Source organism: Bartonella sp. MM73XJBT.G, assembly GCF_028618435.1.
Taxonomy (GTDB): domain Bacteria; phylum Pseudomonadota; class Alphaproteobacteria; order Rhizobiales; family Rhizobiaceae; genus Bartonella.
In genome coordinates this window covers 49,645-69,863 of the sequence record NZ_JAQISW010000001.1, presented here as the reverse complement: position 1 = coordinate 69,863, position 20,219 = coordinate 49,645, and the positions used below count along the sequence as shown (strand labels likewise).

Genomic DNA, 20,219 nt, shown 5'->3' with positions numbered 1-20,219 from the left:
GTATAAAAATGCATGGCTGATATGCATAAATTTTATCACAGTCAAGTTTCTTGAACTGTGTTTCGACGAACGAAAATCATCATAAAAATAGCAATAAAAACCAACGTTAAGATCAAAACAATTGTGGAAGCAGAATCAGAGCCGATAAATAAGCTGAGATAAATCCCTAAAAAACCAGAAAGAGCTGCAACAAGTATCGCAATCATTAACATAAAAGAAAACCGTTTTGTGACAAGATAAGCAATTGCTCCTGGTGCTATGAGTAAAGAAATAACAAGCACAATTCCAACAGCTTTCAAAGCCGCGACAATCGTGAGAGAAATCATTGTTAAGAGAGTATAGTGAAGTAATGATATTCGCAATCCCATCGCACGACCTTGTACTGAATCAAAAATATACAGCATAAAATCGCGCCATTTTGCTCCTAAAATAAAAGTAACAATGGTAGAAATGATTGCTGTCTGTGTAATATCAAGCCAATTAACGCCCAACAGGTTACCAAATAGAATATGATTTAAATCTAGGCTACTATAGATAGATGTTGCCAAAACAAGTCCTAAACCAAACATCGATGAAAAAACAACACCCATCACTGTATCCTGTTTGATACGACTATTGCTTCCTAAAAAACCTGTTGTAAGAGCACAAACCATACCCGCAACAAAAGCACCGCACGTAATCAAAGTCATTGTAATATTCTCTGGACGCATATGCTGAAGCCAAGCAAATGGTAAAGAAGTCAAAAATGCTATCACCCACGGCGTTGTCATATAACCAACAACAACACCAGGAAAAACGGCATGGGAAATGGCATCTCCTAATAGTGCCCATCCTTTCAAAATAAGAAAACAAGAAAGCATCGCCATTGGAATAGAAAGGATCATAACAATAAGCATGCCTTTCAACATAAAAGAAAATTGAAAAGGAAGTAGTAATTGATCAATCATGACAATATCATCCCTTTTTTGGCTGCATTGATCCGTAAACGTGCAGCAATATACCCGTGTTTAGGAGCAAAAATAAAAGCTAACATAAACAAAAATGCTTGGAAAAGCACAACAACACCACCCGTTTGTGCATTCAAAAAATAGCTCACATAAACACCCAATACGCTTGTGAATGTTCCAATTATAACTGCAATAATCAAGATATTCGTAAAACGATCACTGAGAAGATAAGCTGTTGCTCCAGGTGTTACCACAAGGCAAATGACCAAAAATGCTCCAACTGTTTGCATAGCAGCAACCGTACAAGCAGCAAGCAGTGTAAAAAAGAGAATCTTTAAAAACTTTACGTTCAGTCCAATGGCACGTGCATGCGTCTCATCAAATAAAGAAACAAGGAGATCTTTCCATTTTAAAAGCAATAGAAATAAAGAGAAAAAACCAATAAAAGCCAATTGTATAATATCTGATGAACTGACTGCTAAAATATTTCCTAAAACAATCGTATCAATATTAACAGCCATTGGTTTTAATGATTTGAGAAATAATCCAAAAGCAAAAAAGGAAGAAAAAATGAGACCAATAATGGTATCTTCTTTCAGTTTTGTCCGCTGATTAAAAAACAGCATAGCTGCTGCAGCAAGACCACCAGAAAAAAAAGCGCCAAGTGAAAATGGTAACCCTAAAAGGTAAGCTCCTGCGACACCAGGAACAATCGAATGGGATAGCGCATCACCAATTAATGACCAACCTTTTAACATCAAAAAAGCCGAAAGGAAGGCACAAACACACCCCACTAATCCAGAAACCCACATTGCATTTATCATATATTGATAGCTCAGTGGCTCAAGCAAAAAAGAAATCATGCAACGTGCTCCACTTTTTCAATATTTTCACAAACTGTGGATTGTTTTCTTCCCATGAAAACATTATTTTTTTTAGTGTTTTGAAGATCAAAAATATGGTGGTGCAAAGATCCTCCAAAAGTTTTCTCCAGATTTTCCTTTGTGAAGATTTTTTCTGTTAACCCAGAAGCTAAAACAGTCCCTTTTATTAAAACCGTATGATCACAAAATTCCGGAACAGAGCCTAAATTATGGGTAGAAACTAAGATTACTGCTCCTTCTTTACGAAGATCTTGTAACAAAGCAACGATTTTATCTTCTGTTGTAACATCAACCCCTGTAAACGGTTCATCTAATAAAATAGCTTTTGCTTTTTGTGCTAAAGCGCGCGCTAGAAAAACACGCTTTTTCTGTCCACCAGAAAGTTCTCCAATCTGGCGCTTGGCAAAAGGCAACATATCTACGCGCTCCAAGGCAACACGAACAGCTTCATAATCTCGTGCGCTGGCATAGCGAAAGAAATTCATATGACCATACCGCCCCATCAAGACAACATCTTCAACCAGAACAGGAAAATTCCAATCCACATCTTCACTTTGAGGAACATAAGCAATAAGATTTTTTTTCAAAGCGACATCAACGGGCAAATCAAACATGCGAATTTTCCCCTTTGAAGGACTTACAAACCCCATAATTGCTTTAAATAATGTTGATTTACCTGATCCATTAACGCCAACCAATGCTGTAATAGATCCCTTTGGACTTTCAAAATTCACTTCGCGTAAAGCTGTATGTCCATTACGATAAGTTACCGTTACCCCTTGGGCAAATATTCCACATTCCGTCATTGTTTTTTTACTCCCTCTAATAAGGCATTGCTAATACGCCCACTCGTAACACGTAATAAATCAATATAAGTGGGGACTTCACCATTTTTCTCACTTAGAGAATCAACATAGAGAACACCACCGTATTTAGCCCCTGTTTCTCTTGCGACTTGCTTAGCAGGTGCTGGAGAAATTGTGCTTTCAGAAAAAACAGCATGGATATTATATTTACGGACCATATCAATAACATGCTTAACCTGCTGTGGTGTTCCTTGCTGATCAGCGTTAATGGGCCATAAATAAAGCTCTTTTAGATCAAAATCACGTGCTAAATAGCTAAATGCCCCCTCACTGGTGACAAGCCAACGCTTATCTTGAGGAACTTCTGCCAATTCAGCTCTAATGGGATCAATGGTCGCACGAATTTTTTGTTTATAAATTTCAGCATTTTCTTTGTAAATAGCAGCATTCTCAGGATCATACTTTACAAAAGCATCGCGAATATTATCAACGTAGATCAGAGCAGAAGTGGGTGACATCCAAGCATGAGGATTGGGCTTACCACTAAAGGGACCTTCACCAATTTTAATGGGTACAACACCTTTTGAAACGACCACACTTGGAACATCGTTGATATTTTGAAAAAACTTTTCAAACCAAAGTTCTAACTCTAGCCCATTCCATAGGATAAGATTTGCACCTTGCGCACGCATGAGATCACGAGGGGTGGGTTGATATTCATGAATTTCAGCACCTGGTTTTGTGATTGATTCAACATCAGCTACATCACCTGCTACATTTCGCGCCATATCGGCAATAATAGTGAATGTGGTAACAGCTTTAAATTTACCAGCACATACCGCTAAATTGGGAGTAAGAAAAATAAAACTTACCAGAATGAGAGTAGAAATTTTTTTTATATTCATTAATTTTCTCTTTTCTTTATTGCGAATGATTTGCATTATCATTTAGCAATAACAGTTATCTTTTACATTTGCAATGAAGGATTTTTACAAAAATTAACTTTTCAAGTCCTTTAAAAAAAATCTTTCTTTTCTTGAAAATTCACCTTTAAAAAAGCGAATAATTAAAAAAATTGCTTTGTCGTTTTGCAAAGTATTTGATAAAAAGTTGAGATATCTTTCTCATTCGTTGCTGGTAAGCTTGTGTTTTATGGCACTTTTTATTTCATAAAGCCTGTGACTTTTCTGTTACTGCTGAATCAACAGCTTACTTCAATGATAATATATTAATTTATAAGGATTAACGTATCATTTTATTGAGTTAATGATCCAAATATCATAGGGGCTTATCATTTTAAACTTTCTTATTATGACGCAATGACTATCTTTTACTTGATCATTACAAGCAGAGAATAAGTCTGTGAACAAAAACGATAAAAAGGAATGAAAATCCTTTTTATGGTCTCTCGCCAATACAAGGTTTAGTCGATTATATGGAAGCTAGAAAAGAGAAAGTATGATGGAGCCAATTTGCTTTTTATTAAGCATAAAGAGAATGAAGCGTAATAAACTTTAATTACACTATTCACAGATGCTGTCGTAAAATAGACTTAGAAGCATTGAAATATGTTTCTTAAAAAGCGCACATTTGAAAAAATACTACGTATATCTGTTTGGTCTATCTCTGAAATGAAGCGCAGCTTTTTTAGAAGAGAATACCAAGATATAAAGTAAAAAAACATCTTCCGATGATCTTCCTTTTTAATTCAGCTTTATATTAAATGAATTTTAAAAATTCAAAGGGTTTTAGTCTATTATTGGTGGTTCTAGTAGATCAGGTTAGTCAAGTTATTTACAGACGTTATGCAGTTTTTGCGATTTTATAAAGAATCTCAAGCAATGCTTTTTAATTCATAGAATGCCTATTGTCCCATGTTTTTACTCTCATTTTCTAATGAGATATACATCTCTCATAAAAAAAATAAAACGCTCAAAACAGAGACTTATTATGTTATTTATGCGACTTTTTTTACACAACCCCTTATATCCATTTCATGGGCTTGAACTGAAAGATATAGGTCCCAAAGGGATGAGCTTCATCATTGATTTTACAAAATGCGGTATCATTATTTTCTTTATTTATGGTTTCTAAACAACTTCTCCACTTTAAGGTAGGAGAATAAATGATTTTGATTCATTCAAAGAGGATTTGAAATGATAAGCCTCATAATATTGGGGATTCTTATTTAAGACAAAAATTATCAGTGGATAGATTGTCGTAAAACTCTTTTTCAAAAAACTCCATAGAATTCGAACCTTTAAAAAATAAAGGAGCATTCGTACTCCTGTCTTTATAAAAATCATTTGAAAATAGTCAATGACGAAGATAAGCGCCTGTCATTTTAGTGACTTTTTCTATTACTTTTGCAGCAATTTCTTCTAGGTCTTTATCTGTCAAAGTGCGTTCAATCGGTTGAATAACAATCTCAATGGCAACAGATTTTTTATCTTCACCAAGGCTTTGCTCTTCAAAAAGATCAAAAACCTGGACGGAATGAATAAGTTTTTTATCAGCTCCTTGAGCAGCACGAACAATAAGAGAAGAAGCAACTTTCTTGTCAACAATAAATGCAAAATCACGCCGCACCATTTGAAACGGCGATAATTTCAAAGGAGGACGGCTTTTCGTTGTTTTTTTCTTTGGTTCTGGAATTTGATCAAGAAAAATTTCAAAACCGCATAAAGGACCACTGATATCTAATTTTTCTAAGGTCGCTGGATGAAGAACACCAAAAAAACCAAGAATAATTTTTGAACCAAGTTTTACGACACCTGAACGACCTGGGTGATACCAATCAGGGGCTCCAACTTCAATTTGTACTTTCCCAACATCTATATCACATGCTTCTAAAATGGCTAAAGCATCTGCTTTGGCATCAAAAACATCAACAGCTGTTGCATTTTCATTCCAAAAACGCCCAGCACCTTCAAATTTCTCTGTGCCACGACGAATCCCACTTACAACACGTTTTTGTTTATCAGGGGTATCACCTTCATAAATGCTGGAAACTTCAAACAAAGCAAGATCAGAAAAACCACGATCAGCATTTCTCTGTGCCGCCATAAGCAAACCAGGTAAAAGAGAAGGACGCATCACTGACATATCAGCGGCAATAGGATTGATCAATTTAAGCTGTGCTTGACCTCCCCCAAAAGCAAGAGCTTGATTTTCAGAGATAAAAGACCACGTTACCGCTTCTTTCATACCACGATGCGCTAAAGCCAAACGGCTAGCGCGTGAACGAATTTGCACGCATGTTAAAACTTGATCTTTATTTTCTGCGAAACTTTCCAAAGGAATAGGTTTAATTTTATCTAACCCATAAATCCTCATGACTTCTTCTACCAAATCGGCTTTACCCATAATATCAGGACGCCATGATGGTACTTTTACTGTAATGACATCTCCTTTTCCCTCAATGCGAAATCCAAGTTTTGCTAAAATAGAGATGACTTTTTCAGGCTCTATTTCCAAATGTGTTAAACGTTTAATCTCAGAAAAAGGAAAAGCGATCTGTTTGGTTTCTTGTTGCTGATAGCCAACAATTTTTGCCTTGGATATTTCACCACCACAAAGGCGTAAGGTGAGTTCTGTTGCAATTTCAAGCCCTGTTTCCATAAAAGCCGGATCAACACCCCGTTCAAACCGATAACGTGCATCACTGATAAGACCTAATGTGCGCCCTGTTTGTGCGATGCTTTGCGCATCCCAAAGCGCCGATTCAATAATAACGCGCCGCGTCGTCTCATCACAGCTTGTTCTCTCACCACCCATGATACCAGCAATGGAAACAACACCTTCTTCATCGGCAATAATACAATCCTGAACGCTCAAATGATAGATTTTTCCGTTCAGTGCTTGAAGTTTTTCCCCTGCACGAGCACAACGCACATACAAATTTCCTTTAATTTTATCAGCATCAAAAACATGGAGCGGACGACCAAGATCAAAACTAATATAATTGGTCATATCCACCAGCGCATTAATCGGTCTTAGACCAATTGCACTTAAACGCTGTTGCATCCATTGCGGTGATGGACCATTTTGAACATTGCGCACTTCACGCCAAGCAAAACCTAAACACAAGGATGTGCTTTGCGAAAAATCTAACGAAACATCAAGTGGTGTCTCAAAACTCGCTTTGAATTGTGGTAAGGATAATTCTTTTAATTTTCCTATTCCAGCAGCTGCAAGATCACGAGCAATACCGCGAACACCTGTGCAATCAGAGCGATTAGGAGTCAAACCAATATCAATGATTGGGTCATCTAGACCAGCATAAGCTGCAAATGTCTCTCCAATAGGTGCATCTTCTGGAAGTTCGATAATGCCATCGTGCTCATTGGATAATTCAAGCTCTGCCCATGAACACATCATCCCAAAACTTTCAACACCACGGATTTTTCCTACGGATAATGTCACATCGAGTCCTGGAACATAAGTGCCTGGTAATGCAAGAACTCCGACAAGGCCTGCACGTGCATTTGGTGCTCCACAGATAACTTGAACAGGTGTATCAGAGCCTGTATCCACGGATAAAATCTGGAGTTTATCTGCATCTGGGTGTTTATCTGCTGTTAAAACTTTCGCAATCATAAAACCTTTTAAAGAAGAACGATCATCAACATGGTCAACCTCAAGGCCTATAGCTGTTAATTTCTCACAAATTTTATCTAAAGATGCATCTGTTTCTAAGTGATCTTTTAACCACGACAAAGTAAATTTCATTTTAAAACCTCACATGAAAGCTTCTGATAAGATCACACATTTCTATTAGGAAAAAAAGCAGGCATATCAAAGAAACGAAAGCCATAATGGTCTAGCCAACGCAGATCCGCATCAAAAAACGCCCGTAAATCAGGCATGCCGTATTTTAACATGGCAATACGATCAATGCCCATGCCCCATGCAAAACCTTGATATTCATCGGGATCTAAACCAACATTTTTCAACACATGAGGATGTACCATTCCACATCCTAAAATTTCTAACCAATCCTGCCCTTCACCAAACTTTACTTCTGAACCAGAACGATCACACTGAATATCTACTTCCATAGATGGTTCGGTAAAAGGGAAAAAAGAGGGACGAAAACGCATTTTTACTGAAGAAACTTCAAAAAATTCTTTACAAAAAGTCTCATGCAACCACATCATATGCGCAATAGTGGAGGTCTTATCAATGACAAGACCTTCTACCTGGTGAAACATGGGTGAATGCGTTGCATCCGAATCCATACGATAAGTTTTTCCAGGAATAATGATCCGTATTGGTGCTTGTTGTTTTTCCAGTGTGCGAATTTGTACAGGTGAGGTATGGGTCCGCAATAATTTGCGTTCTCCCATTTTATCAATATCAAAAAAGAAGGTATCATGCATTTCACGTGCTGGATGCCCTTCAGGAAAATTCAATGCTGTAAAATTATAATAATCTGTTTCAATATCTGGTCCTTCTGCAAGTGAAAAACCCAATTTTGTATAAATGGCGATAATTTCTTCAATTACTTGTGAAATAGGATGAATACGTCCCCGTTCTATAGGCGAAGAGCGAACAGGCAAGGTAATATCAACCGTTTCACGAGAAAGACGGGCATTCATTGCTTGTCTTTTCAAAAGATCACGCTTTTGCGTCCATAATTCCAAAATGCGATTTTTTAATCCATTAAGAACGGGTCCAACTTTTTGGCGCTCGCTCGCCTCCATCTTTCCTAATGCTTTTAATTTTTCAGAGATACTCCCTTTTTTACCCAATGCTGCAATACGCACTGCTTCAAGGGCCTGTTCATCACCTGCAGCTTCTAAGGCTAAACAAATTTCTTGTTCCAGACGCTCAATATCGTTCATATTTTTGCCTATTTTTTAATAAAAAAAAACCCGCACTCGCAATAGCCAGCACGGGACCTCGAATAAATAAATGCTTTAAGAGAACACGACTGGCTTACTTGACAGCGCTTTCAAAAGCATTAGGTGTTGTATCTTTTAAATATTCTAAAGCTTTTTTTGCCGAAGCGACTAAAGCAGAGAATGCTTCTGCCTCATAGATTGCTATATCTGAAAGAACTTTACGATCAACTTCAATACCAGCTTTTGATAAGCCATCAATAAAACGTCCATACGTTAAACCTTCTGCACGAGCAGCCGCATTAATTCTCTGAATCCACAAAGCGCGGAAAGTACGCTTTCTATTTTTGCGATCACGATAAGCATATTGCTTTGAACGATCAACTGCTGCCTTAGCAGCACGAATAGTATTTTTACGACGACCGTAAAAACCTTCAGCCTGTTTCAAAACTTTTTTGTGTTTAGCGTGGGCTGTCACACCTCTTTTTACACGTGCCATGTAATACTCTCCTAAAAATCAAAAGCGTAAGGTTTAAGAACCATTCGGCAAATAATACTGAATAACTTTCTTGGCATCTGGCTCACTCAAAACCATCGTTCCACGTGCATCACGAATAAATTTATTCGAACGCTTAATCATACCATGGCGCTTACCGGCGGCTGCTACTTTAATTTTGCCTGACGCAGTGATTTTAAACCGCTTTTTAGCGGATGATTTGGTCTTCATCTTGGGCATTTTGCTACTCCATACATTAATAATTCAACCGAACATTTTATTCATTCAAGTGGACCAACACTTGAATAAGCATTTAAACAGCCACGGCATGCCCTGCCGGGCGGTTCTCCAGAGACGCTTTCATAAGCTAGTATACACAAAATAGCAAGAGTGTATTACAAAAAAATCGGCGCTCCATTACCTTGAATTTCAACCAAAGGTGCTGGAATAGCATTTGTTTTGCTTGCAGCTTTACATAAATCAGCAATAATGCATTGCCTACATTGTGCTTTACGTGCTTGGCAGACATAACGCCCATGCAAAATCAGCCAATGATGCGCATGACGAAGATAATGAATCGGTATAATTTTTAATAATTTTTTCTCAACAATCTCTGGTGTTTTGCCGGGTGCCAAACCAAGGCGATTGCTTAAGCGAAAAATATGTGTATCGACCGCCAATGTAGGCTGGCCAAAAGCAACATTCAAAACGACATTCGCTGTTTTACGTCCTACGCCTGGAAGCGACATAAGTGCTTCACGCGTATCAGGGACTTGACCACCATATTGCTCCATTAAACAGTTGCAAAGTGCATAAACATTACGTGCTTTTGCACGCCAAAGACCAATTGAACGGATATGGCGTGCTATTCCTTCTTCTCCTAATGCAACCATTTTTTCTGGTTGATCAGCAAGGTGAAAGAGTTCTTTTGTCGCTTTATTAACGCTTACATCTGTCGCTTGAGCTGAAAGAACAACGGCAATCAACAGTGTAAAAGTATTTATATAGTTAAGATCACTTTTAGGTGTTGGACGTTGCACAGAAAAACGGCGAAATATTTCTGCAATTTCATTTTCATTATATAATATACCAGATAAATTTCGCACCTTTGACAAATTTATGGTATTTCGAGGTATTTTTATATTACTTTGAGACATTAAGCTCTCTTAATCTTCTCTCTTGAAGTTATCATTCGCGCTCGCTATATGAGAAGAATGCAGCGAACACTTTATATAGAGTTTTGTCAAGTAAAGCCGCTTTAAAGAGGATACTCATGAATGACACATGTGACACCTTTCTCTAATCCTTTCCTTTTAGGATTTGAAACTGTAGAAAAAATATTACAACGTATCGGTAAAGGTGATGAGGCTTACCCAGCCTATAATATTGAGCGTTTACATAAAAACGATGATGCAAATCATATCCGGATAACTTTAGCTGTTGCTGGATTTAAGATTAATCATCTTAATATTTTGCTCGATGATAATCAATTGGTTATTCATGGTAAACAAACAGACAATCAAAATCACCAATATTTATATCGCGGTATAGCCGCGCGGCAATTCCAGCGGATCTTTGTTCTTGCGGAAGGGATGAATGTTACAAATGCAGAGTTGAAAAATGGTCTTTTATCAATTAATCTGTATCAACCAAAATTAAAAAAAGAAATAAAACAGATTCCAATTAAAGTCAGTTGTAGTGAGTCATAAAAGTTAAGGCGTAAAGGAATAGTGAAATGGGAGAACATAAACAAAGCTTATCATTTCAGAACACGTCCTACTCTGATGCGGGACAGATTGCTTATTTAAAAAAGGTTTGTACAGATGATCTGGCTAAAAACTTTCCAGATCTTCCACCTATGACTCCAGGCATTACCATATGGGCGCTTTTTGGTGAAACAGGTTATCCTATCATTTTATCCGATGAACGCTCTATTGCTCTTGCTGGAGCCAATGAGCATGAACTCCAGATTGTTACTCTACACTAGATTGCGCTTTACGAGAAAAAATGGATCTATTTATAAATTCTATCCATTTTTTCTCAGTTAAAGGGTGTTGTGCTGTTTAGCGGTATTGTTAGATTTTTCCTTCTTTTATTGGTGAGGGCCGCGGTGTTTTAGTATTGTGTGGAGCTTAGAAGGATTGGCATTTTTCTGCAATGTGGTGTTATCACTAAAATAAAAGATTGATGACTATTCATAATTAATTTTTTGTAACTGGAATAAAGAGCCTGAAAATTATGAGATTCCCTCATTTAAGGTATTCTCGTATTGATCAATTAAAATTACTTGTTTTCCCATCATAAGTAGAGTTGGCGTGTAGGTAAAAAATACTTGAAGGAAAGAATATTCCCTTTATGAATTATCTTAATTGTCAATGACTTTTACAACATTGGATGAGTAAAATGTACGATTTTACCAAATTTTTCTTTACATAAATGTAAAGGTGGTGGTGCTCTATAAGTTTTATTTATTTATGGGGATATTATACCATTCATGGGCTTGGTGGTGAAATGGGCTAGAGCATATTAAGAGATACTTCTTTAAAATGAATGCGTGAATTGGTAGGAAAAGTTCATTCCACTGGAGCACTCTATTTGCGTGAAGATCTTGACTTCATTGAAGAATGTGAAAAACAAAAGCATGAGAGAATTATCATTATTTAAGATATCGCTATGGATGCTTTTGAAAGGTGTAAAGCTTAGAGTGTAAGGAGATGGTAGGTTTTTATACCATTATGCTTTCATATTCTTTACCAATTAGGCTGTCCTCTTCTTCCAGAAATTACGCAAACAGATTGATGTAATATACGCACTAAATCTTACATATAAAAATCTAGAATAGTTTGTTCTGCACTGAATCATTTTGAATTTGTCTCAAACGTGTAGTTATTCTGTGATTAGATATTGATTATCAGGTAATAGCAAAATAAAAGCTTTATGACTTTATGAGAAAGTTTATGTAAGGCCTTTAATTTTGTGCTTCGAATGCTTCAGGACAAGGTATTTTTCTTTTTTGAATATTAAAGCTCTTGTTTTATGGTGAAGTTACAGCACAACAAGCGAAATGGAATTATTTGAGGGGAAAAAAATAATGCCTTCTTACCGTTCAAGAATATCAACACACGGGCGTAATATGGCAGGAGCTCGCGGTCTTTGGCGTGCAACAGGGATGAAAGATGCGGATTTTGGTAAACCCATTATTGCGATTGCGAATTCTTTTACACAATTTGTACCAGGGCATGTTCATTTAAAAGATCTTGGACAATTGGTTGCACAACAGATAGCCATTGCTGGTGGTGTTGCAAAAGAGTTTAACACCATTGCTGTAGATGATGGAATTGCGATGGGTCACGATGGAATGCTTTATTCTCTGCCCTCACGTGAAATTATTGCTGATTCTGTAGAGTATATGGTCAATGCCCATTGTGCGGATGCTCTTGTTTGTATTTCTAATTGTGACAAAATTACACCTGGAATGTTAATGGCTGCTTTACGATTGAATATTCCAACAATCTTTGTTTCAGGCGGGCCTATGGAAGCCGGTAAGATTAAATGGAAAGATCAAGATTTAAGGGTTGATTTGGTTGATGCCATGGTTGCCGCCGCTTCAGAACAGAATTCAGAAGAAGAAGTTGCTGAAATGGAACGTGCTGCTTGTCCTACATGTGGGTCTTGTTCAGGAATGTTTACGGCTAATTCCATGAATTGCTTAACAGAAGCTTTGGGGCTTTCGCTTCCTGGAAATGGATCAGTGCTCGCAACACATGCAGATCGACGGATGCTTTTTGAAGAAGCTGGAAGGCAGATTGTTGCATTGGCCAAGCGTTATTATGAAAAAGATGATGAAACGATTTTGCCACGCTCTATTGCTTCACGCAGGGCTTTTGAAAATGCCATGACTGTTGATATTGCCATGGGGGGCTCAACCAATACGGTACTGCATCTTTTAGCAGCGGCACAAGAAGGTGAGGTAGATTTTACCATGACGGATATTGACCACCTTTCACGTCGTGTTCCAGTTTTATGCAAGGTTGCTCCTGCTGTTGCGAATGTCCATATGGAAGATGTTCATCGCGCAGGTGGTATTATGGGGCTTTTAGGCGAGCTAGATGCGGCTGGACTCATTGATACATCAACTTATACGGTTCACGCAAAAACCATGAAAGAAGCTCTTGATCATTGGGATATAAAACAAACCAAAGAATCAACAGTTTATGCATTTTATCGTGCCGCTCCAGGGGGGATTCCGACACAGATAGCTTTTAGTCAATCTTGTCGCTATGAGACTCTTGATCTTGATCGTGAAAAAGGTGTGATTCGTGATAGGGAGCATGCCTATTCACAAGATGGAGGATTGGCAGTTCTTTATGGAAATCTTGCTAAAGATGGCTGTATTGTAAAAACAGCAGGTGTTGATCAATCAATTTTGACCTTTAAAGGTCCAGCGAGAATTTTTGAAAGTCAAGATTCAGCTGTTTTAGCGATCTTAAATGATAAAATTAAAACAGGTGAAATTGTTTTAATCCGTTATGAAGGACCGCGTGGGGGACCTGGAATGCAAGAGATGCTTTATCCAACAAGTTATCTCAAATCTAAAGGATTGGGCAAAGTTTGTGCACTTGTTACGGATGGACGTTTTTCAGGGGGAAGCTCAGGTCTTTCGATAGGCCATATTTCACCAGAAGCAGCTGAAGGAGGAGAAATTGCGTTGGTGGAAGAAGGGGATATCATAGAAATTGACATTCCAAACCGTAGCATTCATATGTTGGTTGATGATGTTGAGATGAAACAGCGTCGTGCCAAGATGGAAGCGAAAGGAAAAGATGCTTGGCAACCGGTTGAGAAGCGTCAGCGCAAAGTTTCAAAGGCTCTCAAAGCTTATGCTGCGATGACAACTTCTGCTGCAAAAGGTGCTGTTCGTAATATTTGATGAGATGAAGGATGCATCCTTATAAGAAAAGGTAAAGAGAAAGTATGCTCTGATTTTTTGCACGATATTCTAAGCAGATTATTCTATAAGTTTACGAACTTATCATAATATTTTGAGTCATCGTGAATATGATTAAAAAACATAAATATGATTTAAAAGCTTGTTGCAGATTTTTCGTTTTAGCAACTAGCTATATAAGATAGGTGAAGAAGGGGATTGATGATTTTTCATATTATCTTCTAAGTTTTGTAGGAGATTGCGACCTCTTTTTACGCATATTTAGGAAAGATATTTACTGTATTGGTGATATTATCATGTTATGTCGTAAAACACCCTTATTGAGGGCTGTGATATAAAACGGCCTTCAACATTAAGTATTTTTTAGTGTGTGGGAATATTCTTAAAAGAAGCTTGTCAATTCTTTAGTTTAAGTGAATCATATGACTGGAATTCAAGGAAAAGCTTCTAGAATCTGGTCTGAAAACAGCCCAGATTTAAGTGAGAATTTCCATTTTTGAGATGCGGGAAGGAGCTCAAAGGCTTTTTAGGAAAATCAAAAGCAGTAGAGTTTGTTCATACAACATATGTAAAAACATTAAAAGAGTTCTTTATCGTTTAAAATATCAACAAAATTTACGATCCATTATCTATGAATTTATCATGCAAAATTGGGGAGCGTTCCAACACAGACAGCTTTAAACCAAAGCTGTTGCTATGATAACAATAATATTGATCGTAAAAAAGTATGATTCATTAAATCTATTTATTCATAGGGGAGAGAAAATTTCGTAACAATCTTTGCAAAAAAGGACTGTTTTGTAAAAAGAATCGATGTTGATTATTTTTTTTGTATAAGAGCTAATCTTGATCTAAGAAAATATGAAAATGCACAGGGTTTTTCTCTCTATGCTTATCAAAATATGTTGCGCAGAAAAGTGATGAGGATACAGTAAACAGTTACTTTATGCTAAAACATATCAAAAAGGGTACTTTAATTTGCTATTAAGAAAGCTTTTTAATAAAAGAGAGTGTTTATTTTTATAAGGAATTATTTTTTTCAAGTTGTTTGAGGTGATAAATTGTTTCTAAAGCTTGTTTAGGGGAAAGCTCATCGGGATGAATATTTTTTAAAGCTTCGTGAAGTACATCATGTTTGTTTCTTTCTTCGTTAAGGGGAGAGGTTGTTTGAAGAGAAAAGAGTGGTAAATCATCGATGAGTTTATGTCCTTTTCCAGCCATTTCACCTTGTTCTAATTGATGGAGGACATCTGTTGCTCGTGTAATAACAGCTGAAGGAAGTCCAGCAAGCTTTGCGACTTGTACACCATAGGATCGGTCAGCGGCTCCTGGTGTGACTTCATGAAGAAAAACCACATCACCATTCCAATTTTTAACTTTCATGGTTACATTGTGCAGTCTATCAAGTTTTTCGGTCAGTGCTGTCATTTCATGAAAATGGGTAGCGAGAATAGCACGACAGTGATTAACTTCATGGAGATATTCAACAGCAGCCCAAGCAATAGAAAGTCCATCAAAGGTTGATGTTCCACGTCCTATTTCATCGAGAATAACAAGAGAATGGTGACTTGCATGATTGAGAATCGTTGCCGTTTCAACCATTTCCATCATAAAGGTTGAGCGTCCCCGAGCAAGATCATCAGAAGCACCAACACGACTAAACAGGCGATCAACAACGCCAATGTGTGCTGAGGTTGCAGGAACAAAGGATCCCATTTGCGCCATAATAGCTATAAGAGCGTTCTGCCGTAAAAAGGTTGATTTTCCTCCCATATTAGGTCCTGTCAAAAGCCAGATTGCTGCATATTGCTGATTTTTTTGCGCAGAGAGATCACAATTATTGGCAACAAAGGGTTCTGCTGCTTGTTTGCGGAGTGCTTGCTCAACAACTGGATGGCGTCCTGCGGTGATATGGAAGGTCAGTGAATGATCAATTTTAGGGCGGCAATATCCTTGTTCTTCAGCAAGATGTGCTAAAGCGACAGAAACATCTAAAATAGCAAGTGCTTCAGCGGCTTTACGAATAAAATCAACTTGTTCGGTAATTTCCTGAACAAGCGTATCAAATATCTCTAGTTCAAGTGTCAAGGCGTGGTTGGCAGCATGGGCAATACGACTTTCAAGATCAGCAAGCTCTGTTGTTGTAAAGCGCATAGCATTTGCCATTGTTTGCCGGTGAATAAAGCGTGCTTTAGCTTGTGGGTTATTTGTAAGGGAAGATGCTTGTGTACTGGTGACTTCAATGAAATAGCCTAGAATATTATTATGCTTTATTTTAAGCGTCTTAATTTCTGTTTCTTGGGCATATTGCGCTTGAAGTTCAGCAATGACACGGCGTGATTCATCACGTAAAGCACGCATTTCATCGAGTTCTTGATGATAATTGGAACGAATAAAACCACCATCACGTTTAAGCAGTGGGAGATCATCAGCCAATGCTTGGTCTAAATGGCAATGTAAAGCAACGGGTAGATTTGAAAACACCTGTTGTATATCACTTATTTCTTGAGGCGGGAGCTCATTATTAAGAAGCTGATGAATTTCACGAATGATTTCAAAGCCGCGTTGAATCGTTGCCATATCACGGGGACCTCCTCGTCCAAGAGCCAAACGTGAAACGGCGCGGGGCATATCTGGGCCCCCTTTTAAAGTGAGCTTTATCGCTTCTGCAAGAGAAGGATTCCGGAGAAAAAAATCGATAGAATCTAAACGCGTATCAATAGCAGAAGGGATGGTAAGAGGAGCAATAAGGCGATCAATGAGAAGGCGAGATCCTCCTCCTGTTACAGTGCGATCAATAGCTTTTAATAAACTTCCATCCCGTTGACCTGATGTCGTTCGAATAAGCTCAAGGCTTAGTCTGGTTGCAGCATCAATAAAAAGGGTAGCACTTTCATTTTGGCACTCAGGTTGCATGAGGGGGGGGCGATGCGTGATTTGTGTTTTTTCGATATAACGAATAGCAGCTACGATTGCAGAGAGTTCGCAGCGTGAATAATCGGCAACACCTTCCAACGTTGAGAGTTTAAAATAAGTGCAAATATCTCGTTCAGCGGTGAGGGTATCAAAGAGACAAGCCGGTTGAGGTGAAACGATACGATCAAGAACATTAAAAAGTGATTTATGCGATTTATCATGAAAAAAGGAATCAGCAACAATGATTTCTTGTGGGTCTACACGCATAATATCTGCTAAAAGTTTTTCTTGGCGGCTTTCTGTTACACGAAATATGCCTGTTGAGATATCAATCCAAGAAAGAGCAAATTCTTCTCTATCGCCAGTTTTTATCCGAGAAAGTGTCATCAGATAATTTGCGCGTGTTGGATCAAGGAGTTTTTCTTCTGTTATCGTTCCGGGGGTTACAAGGCGAACAACATCACGCCGAACAACAGATTTAGAGCCACGTTTCTTTGCCTCAGCAGGATCTTCTGTTTGTTCACAAACAGCAACGCGATAACCACAAGCAATTAGTTTTTGCAAATAATCGTCTGCAGCATGAACGGGAACACCACACATAGGAATATCTTGCCCTAAATGTTTTCCGCGTGCTGTGAGCGTGATTCCTAAAGCTTGAGCAGCTTCAATTGCATCCTTAAAAAATAATTCATAAAAATCCCCCATTCGGTAAAAAAGAAGGCAATCATGATGGACAGCTTTGATTTCTATGTATTGCTCCATCATAGGTGTAAGACGTTCTGAAGAGGAAGCAGAGAGGGAAGCAGGCTGTGGAATTAAATTATTTTTATGGTCGTTTTTTTTATCCATTTTTACGTAGCCTGTTCCCTTTCAGTGAAGCTTTTACTCTTTTTTGTTTACTTCGATATTTATTTATCTCTAAATTGAAACGCATCATCAGATTTGCTAAGGCAAAGAATAGCGATTTCTAACATATGAATCAAATCGAATGATTATATGCATTATCAAGCAGAATTTACACTGTTTTTGGAGAAAATAAAGTGAGATGAAAAAGAGCGAGCAGGATCAGAAAATGTATCAAACGGTTTACAGTGCGAGCGAACGAGAAGCTCTTGATTTTCATAGTCGTGGTCGGCCAGGAAAGCTTGAGATTGTTGCAACAAAGTCTATGGCAACACAGCATGATTTAGCTCTTGCTTATTCTCCAGGTGTTGCGGTTCCAGTTAAGGCAATTGCTCAAAATTCAGCATTGGCTTATGATTATACAGCAAAGGGCAATCTTGTTGCTGTTATATCAAATGGAACAGCTATTCTAGGTTTAGGCAATTTAGGTGCGCTTGCATCTAAGCCTGTGATGGAAGGTAAGGCAGTGCTTTTTAAGCGCTTTGCCGATATTGATTCCATTGATTTAGAAATTGATACAAACGATCCAGAGAATTTTATCAATTTGGTGCGCCATTTAGAACCTTCTTTTGGCGGCATCAATCTTGAAGATATTAAGGCGCCTGAGTGCTTTATGATTGAAAGTCGCTTACGCGAGGTGATGAATATTCCTGTTTTTCATGATGATCAACATGGTACAGCAATTATTGTCGCTGCTGGTGTGCTCAATGCTTTGAAGCTAACAGGACGTGATATGCAAAATGCGCGGCTTGTCTGTAATGGTGCTGGTTCTGCCGGCATTGCTTGTATTGAATTGATTAAGGCGATGGGTTTTAGAGCTGAAAATATCATCCTATGTGATACCAAAGGCGTTGTCTATGAAGGGCGCAAAGAGGGAATGAATCAATGGAAATCTGCTCATGCTATCCGAACCGATAAACGAACACTTGCCGAAGCAATGGAAGGGGCAGATATATTTTTCGGGGTTTCTGCTAAAGGTGCATTAACTCCTGAAATGGTGAAGTCCATGGCACTGCAGCCGATTATTTTTGCTATGGCTAATCCCGATCCAGAAATTACCCCAGAAGAAGTTATGCAAGTGCGTAATGATGCCATTGTTGCGACAGGTCGTTCGGATTATCCAAATCAGATTAACAATGTTCTTTGTTTTCCTTATATATTTCGTGGTGCGCTTGATGTGCGTGCAACCGTTATTAATGAAGATATGAAGATTGCTGCGGCAAGAGCCCTTGCTAATTTAGCCCATGAAGAAGTTCCTGACAGTGTTGCAGAAGCTTATCATGGAAAGCGGTTGAAATTTGGACCGAATTATATCATTCCTGTTCCTTTTGATCCACGTTTGTTTACGGTTGTTTCAATCGCGGTAGCAAAAGCAGCGATGAAAAGTGGTGTTGCGCAAAAGAACATAGATGATTTAGAGGCTTATGAGCGCGATTTGAATGCGAGACGTGACCCTACTTCTTCAATGATGCGTGGGATTTATAACCATGTTCGTCAAGCGCCAAAACAAATTGTTTTTGCAGAAGGTGAAGAGGAGCAAGTCATGCGGGCTGCTGTTTCCTATGTTCATCAACAATTAGGAAAAGCGATTTTGGTTGGTCGTGAAGAGCAAGTAAGAGAAACGGCTTTTACCGCTGGAATTGATCTGGAGCGTGAAGGTATCTCAATTATGAATGCTAAGCTTTCCTGTCGTACAGATGCTTATGCAAATTATCTTTATAAAAAGATGCAGCGCCAAGGCTGGCTGTTGCGCGATTGTCATCGCCGTATCAATAATGATCGAAATTATTTTGCTGCGTGTATGGTGGCATTAGGAGATGCGGATGCAATGGTTACAGGGGTGACACGCAATTATGAAACAGCGCTGGTTGATATACGTCGGGCAATTGATGAAAAACCAAAAGAACGACTGATTGGTATTTCAATGGCTATTTGCCGTGGACGAACTGTGTTTATTGCGGATACTGCCGTTTATGAAAATCCTAATGCTAAAGAACTAGCGGATATAGCGGAACAAACCGCTTCGTTTGTGCGTGGATTTGGATGTCAACCAAGGGTTGCGTTTTTAGCGTTTTCTACGTTTGGTTATATGAAAGGGAATGTCACACAGCAAATTCAGGATGCAATTAATATTTTGCATGAACGCAAAGTTGATTTTGAGTTTGATGGAGAAATGAGTGCTGATGTAGCGCTTAATTCAAAATTGATGCAGCAATATCCATTTATGGGATTAACAGAGCCTGCTAATATTTTGGTTATGCCTAGCTATCACGCATCTTCTATTGCAAGCAAAATGTTACAAGAACTTGGAGAAGCAACCATCATCGGTCCTATTTTAATTGGATTGGAAAAATCTGTTCAAATTGTACCGTTTAGTGGAAGCGATACAGATGTTGTCAATATTGCAATGCTTGCAGCTTATCATGCGGCAAAAGTCATTTAAAGAAAAAAGCCCTTAATAGATCAATAATATATT

The 20,219-nt window shown here is 38.2% G+C and carries 14 protein-coding genes; 4 read left to right on the top strand and 10 right to left on the bottom strand.

The window, feature by feature from the left end; all coding sequences use genetic code 11:
• Positions 1-41: 41 nt before the first annotated feature.
• The 9 genes from PVV59_RS00280 to nth all read right to left on the bottom strand — a co-directional run bounded on the left by PVV59_RS00280 (position 42) and on the right by nth (position 10,133).
• Positions 42-947 (bottom strand): metal ABC transporter permease, encoded by a 906-nt coding sequence (locus tag PVV59_RS00280; RefSeq protein ID WP_273753886.1) that lies wholly within the window; start codon positions 945-947, stop codon positions 42-44.
• Positions 944-1,810 (bottom strand): metal ABC transporter permease, encoded by an 867-nt coding sequence (locus PVV59_RS00275; protein ID WP_273753885.1) that lies wholly within the window; start codon positions 1,808-1,810, stop codon positions 944-946. The genes PVV59_RS00280 and PVV59_RS00275 overlap by 4 nt, the downstream gene beginning before the upstream one ends.
• Complete coding sequence (locus tag PVV59_RS00270) at positions 1,807-2,637, bottom strand: manganese/iron ABC transporter ATP-binding protein (RefSeq protein ID WP_273753884.1); 831 nt, start codon at positions 2,635-2,637, stop codon at positions 1,807-1,809. The genes PVV59_RS00275 and PVV59_RS00270 overlap by 4 nt, the downstream gene beginning before the upstream one ends.
• Positions 2,634-3,542: a metal ABC transporter substrate-binding protein gene (locus PVV59_RS00265; RefSeq protein WP_273753883.1), complete on the bottom strand. Its 909-nt coding sequence runs from the start codon at positions 3,540-3,542 to the stop codon at positions 2,634-2,636. The genes PVV59_RS00270 and PVV59_RS00265 overlap by 4 nt, the downstream gene beginning before the upstream one ends.
• A gap of 1,411 nt (positions 3,543-4,953) precedes the next feature.
• Complete coding sequence (gene pheT / locus PVV59_RS00260; RefSeq protein ID WP_273753882.1) at positions 4,954-7,368, bottom strand: phenylalanine--tRNA ligase subunit beta; 2,415 nt, start codon at positions 7,366-7,368, stop codon at positions 4,954-4,956.
• A gap of 32 nt (positions 7,369-7,400) precedes the next feature.
• Positions 7,401-8,483, bottom strand: coding sequence for a phenylalanine--tRNA ligase subunit alpha (gene pheS, locus PVV59_RS00255; protein ID WP_273753881.1), 1,083 nt, complete (start codon positions 8,481-8,483; stop codon positions 7,401-7,403).
• A gap of 94 nt (positions 8,484-8,577) precedes the next feature.
• Positions 8,578-8,979, bottom strand: coding sequence for a 50S ribosomal protein L20 (gene rplT, locus PVV59_RS00250; RefSeq protein ID WP_273753880.1), 402 nt, complete (start codon positions 8,977-8,979; stop codon positions 8,578-8,580).
• A gap of 33 nt (positions 8,980-9,012) precedes the next feature.
• A complete protein-coding gene (gene rpmI, locus PVV59_RS00245) occupies positions 9,013-9,216 on the bottom strand; it encodes a 50S ribosomal protein L35 (RefSeq protein ID WP_120121604.1) in 204 nt (67 codons plus the stop codon).
• Between the two features lie 155 nt (positions 9,217-9,371).
• On the bottom strand, positions 9,372-10,133 hold the full coding sequence (gene nth, locus PVV59_RS00240; RefSeq protein WP_275046163.1) for an endonuclease III: 762 nt from the start codon (positions 10,131-10,133) through the stop codon (positions 9,372-9,374).
• Between the two features lie 120 nt (positions 10,134-10,253).
• Between nth and PVV59_RS00235 the strand changes: the two genes are divergently transcribed.
• The 3 genes from PVV59_RS00235 (at position 10,254) to ilvD (ending at position 13,906) form a co-directional block, all read left to right on the top strand.
• Positions 10,254-10,685 carry an Hsp20 family protein gene (locus tag PVV59_RS00235; RefSeq protein WP_273753879.1) on the top strand — a complete coding sequence of 144 codons (432 nt, stop codon included), beginning with the start codon at positions 10,254-10,256 and terminating at the stop codon, positions 10,683-10,685.
• A 26-nt stretch (positions 10,686-10,711) separates the two neighbouring features.
• Positions 10,712-10,963: a DUF1150 domain-containing protein gene (locus PVV59_RS00230; protein ID WP_005774433.1), complete on the top strand. Its 252-nt coding sequence runs from the start codon at positions 10,712-10,714 to the stop codon at positions 10,961-10,963.
• 1,104 nt (positions 10,964-12,067) lie between these two features.
• A complete protein-coding gene (ilvD, locus tag PVV59_RS00225; RefSeq protein ID WP_273753878.1) occupies positions 12,068-13,906 on the top strand; it encodes a dihydroxy-acid dehydratase in 1,839 nt (612 codons plus the stop codon).
• 1,038 nt (positions 13,907-14,944) lie between these two features.
• Here ilvD and mutS read toward each other — a convergent pair.
• Entirely contained in the window at positions 14,945-17,689 is a 2,745-nt protein-coding gene (gene mutS, locus PVV59_RS00220) for a DNA mismatch repair protein MutS (protein ID WP_273753877.1), read from the bottom strand.
• 196 nt (positions 17,690-17,885) lie between these two features.
• Here mutS and PVV59_RS00215 point away from each other — a divergent pair, with 196 nt between their 5' ends.
• Positions 17,886-20,186, top strand: coding sequence for an NADP-dependent malic enzyme (locus tag PVV59_RS00215; RefSeq protein ID WP_273753876.1), 2,301 nt, complete (start codon positions 17,886-17,888; stop codon positions 20,184-20,186).
• The last annotated feature ends 33 nt before the right edge of the window (positions 20,187-20,219 follow it).

Bases quoted from the DNA above. Each gene is read 5' to 3' on its own strand.
- PVV59_RS00280 (WP_273753886.1), bottom strand. From the start codon at position 947: ATGATTGATCAATTACTACTTCCTTTTCAATTTTCTTTTATGTTGAAA.
- PVV59_RS00275 (WP_273753885.1), bottom strand. From the start codon at position 1,810: ATGATTTCTTTTTTGCTTGAGCCACTGAGCTATCAATATATGATAAAT.
- PVV59_RS00270 (WP_273753884.1), bottom strand. From the start codon at position 2,637: ATGACGGAATGTGGAATATTTGCCCAAGGGGTAACGGTAACTTATCGT.
- PVV59_RS00265 (WP_273753883.1), bottom strand. From the start codon at position 3,542: ATGAATATAAAAAAAATTTCTACTCTCATTCTGGTAAGTTTTATTTTT.
- pheT (WP_273753882.1), bottom strand. From the start codon at position 7,368: ATGAAATTTACTTTGTCGTGGTTAAAAGATCACTTAGAAACAGATGCA.
- pheS (WP_273753881.1), bottom strand. From the start codon at position 8,483: ATGAACGATATTGAGCGTCTGGAACAAGAAATTTGTTTAGCCTTAGAA.
- rplT (WP_273753880.1), bottom strand. From the start codon at position 8,979: ATGGCACGTGTAAAAAGAGGTGTGACAGCCCACGCTAAACACAAAAAA.
- rpmI (WP_120121604.1), bottom strand. From the start codon at position 9,216: ATGCCCAAGATGAAGACCAAATCATCCGCTAAAAAGCGGTTTAAAATC.
- nth (WP_275046163.1), bottom strand. From the start codon at position 10,133: ATGTCTCAAAGTAATATAAAAATACCTCGAAATACCATAAATTTGTCA.
- PVV59_RS00235 (WP_273753879.1), top strand. From the start codon at position 10,254: ATGACACATGTGACACCTTTCTCTAATCCTTTCCTTTTAGGATTTGAA.
- PVV59_RS00230 (WP_005774433.1), top strand. From the start codon at position 10,712: ATGGGAGAACATAAACAAAGCTTATCATTTCAGAACACGTCCTACTCT.
- ilvD (WP_273753878.1), top strand. From the start codon at position 12,068: ATGCCTTCTTACCGTTCAAGAATATCAACACACGGGCGTAATATGGCA.
- mutS (WP_273753877.1), bottom strand. From the start codon at position 17,689: ATGGATAAAAAAAACGACCATAAAAATAATTTAATTCCACAGCCTGCT.
- PVV59_RS00215 (WP_273753876.1), top strand. From the start codon at position 17,886: ATGAAAAAGAGCGAGCAGGATCAGAAAATGTATCAAACGGTTTACAGT.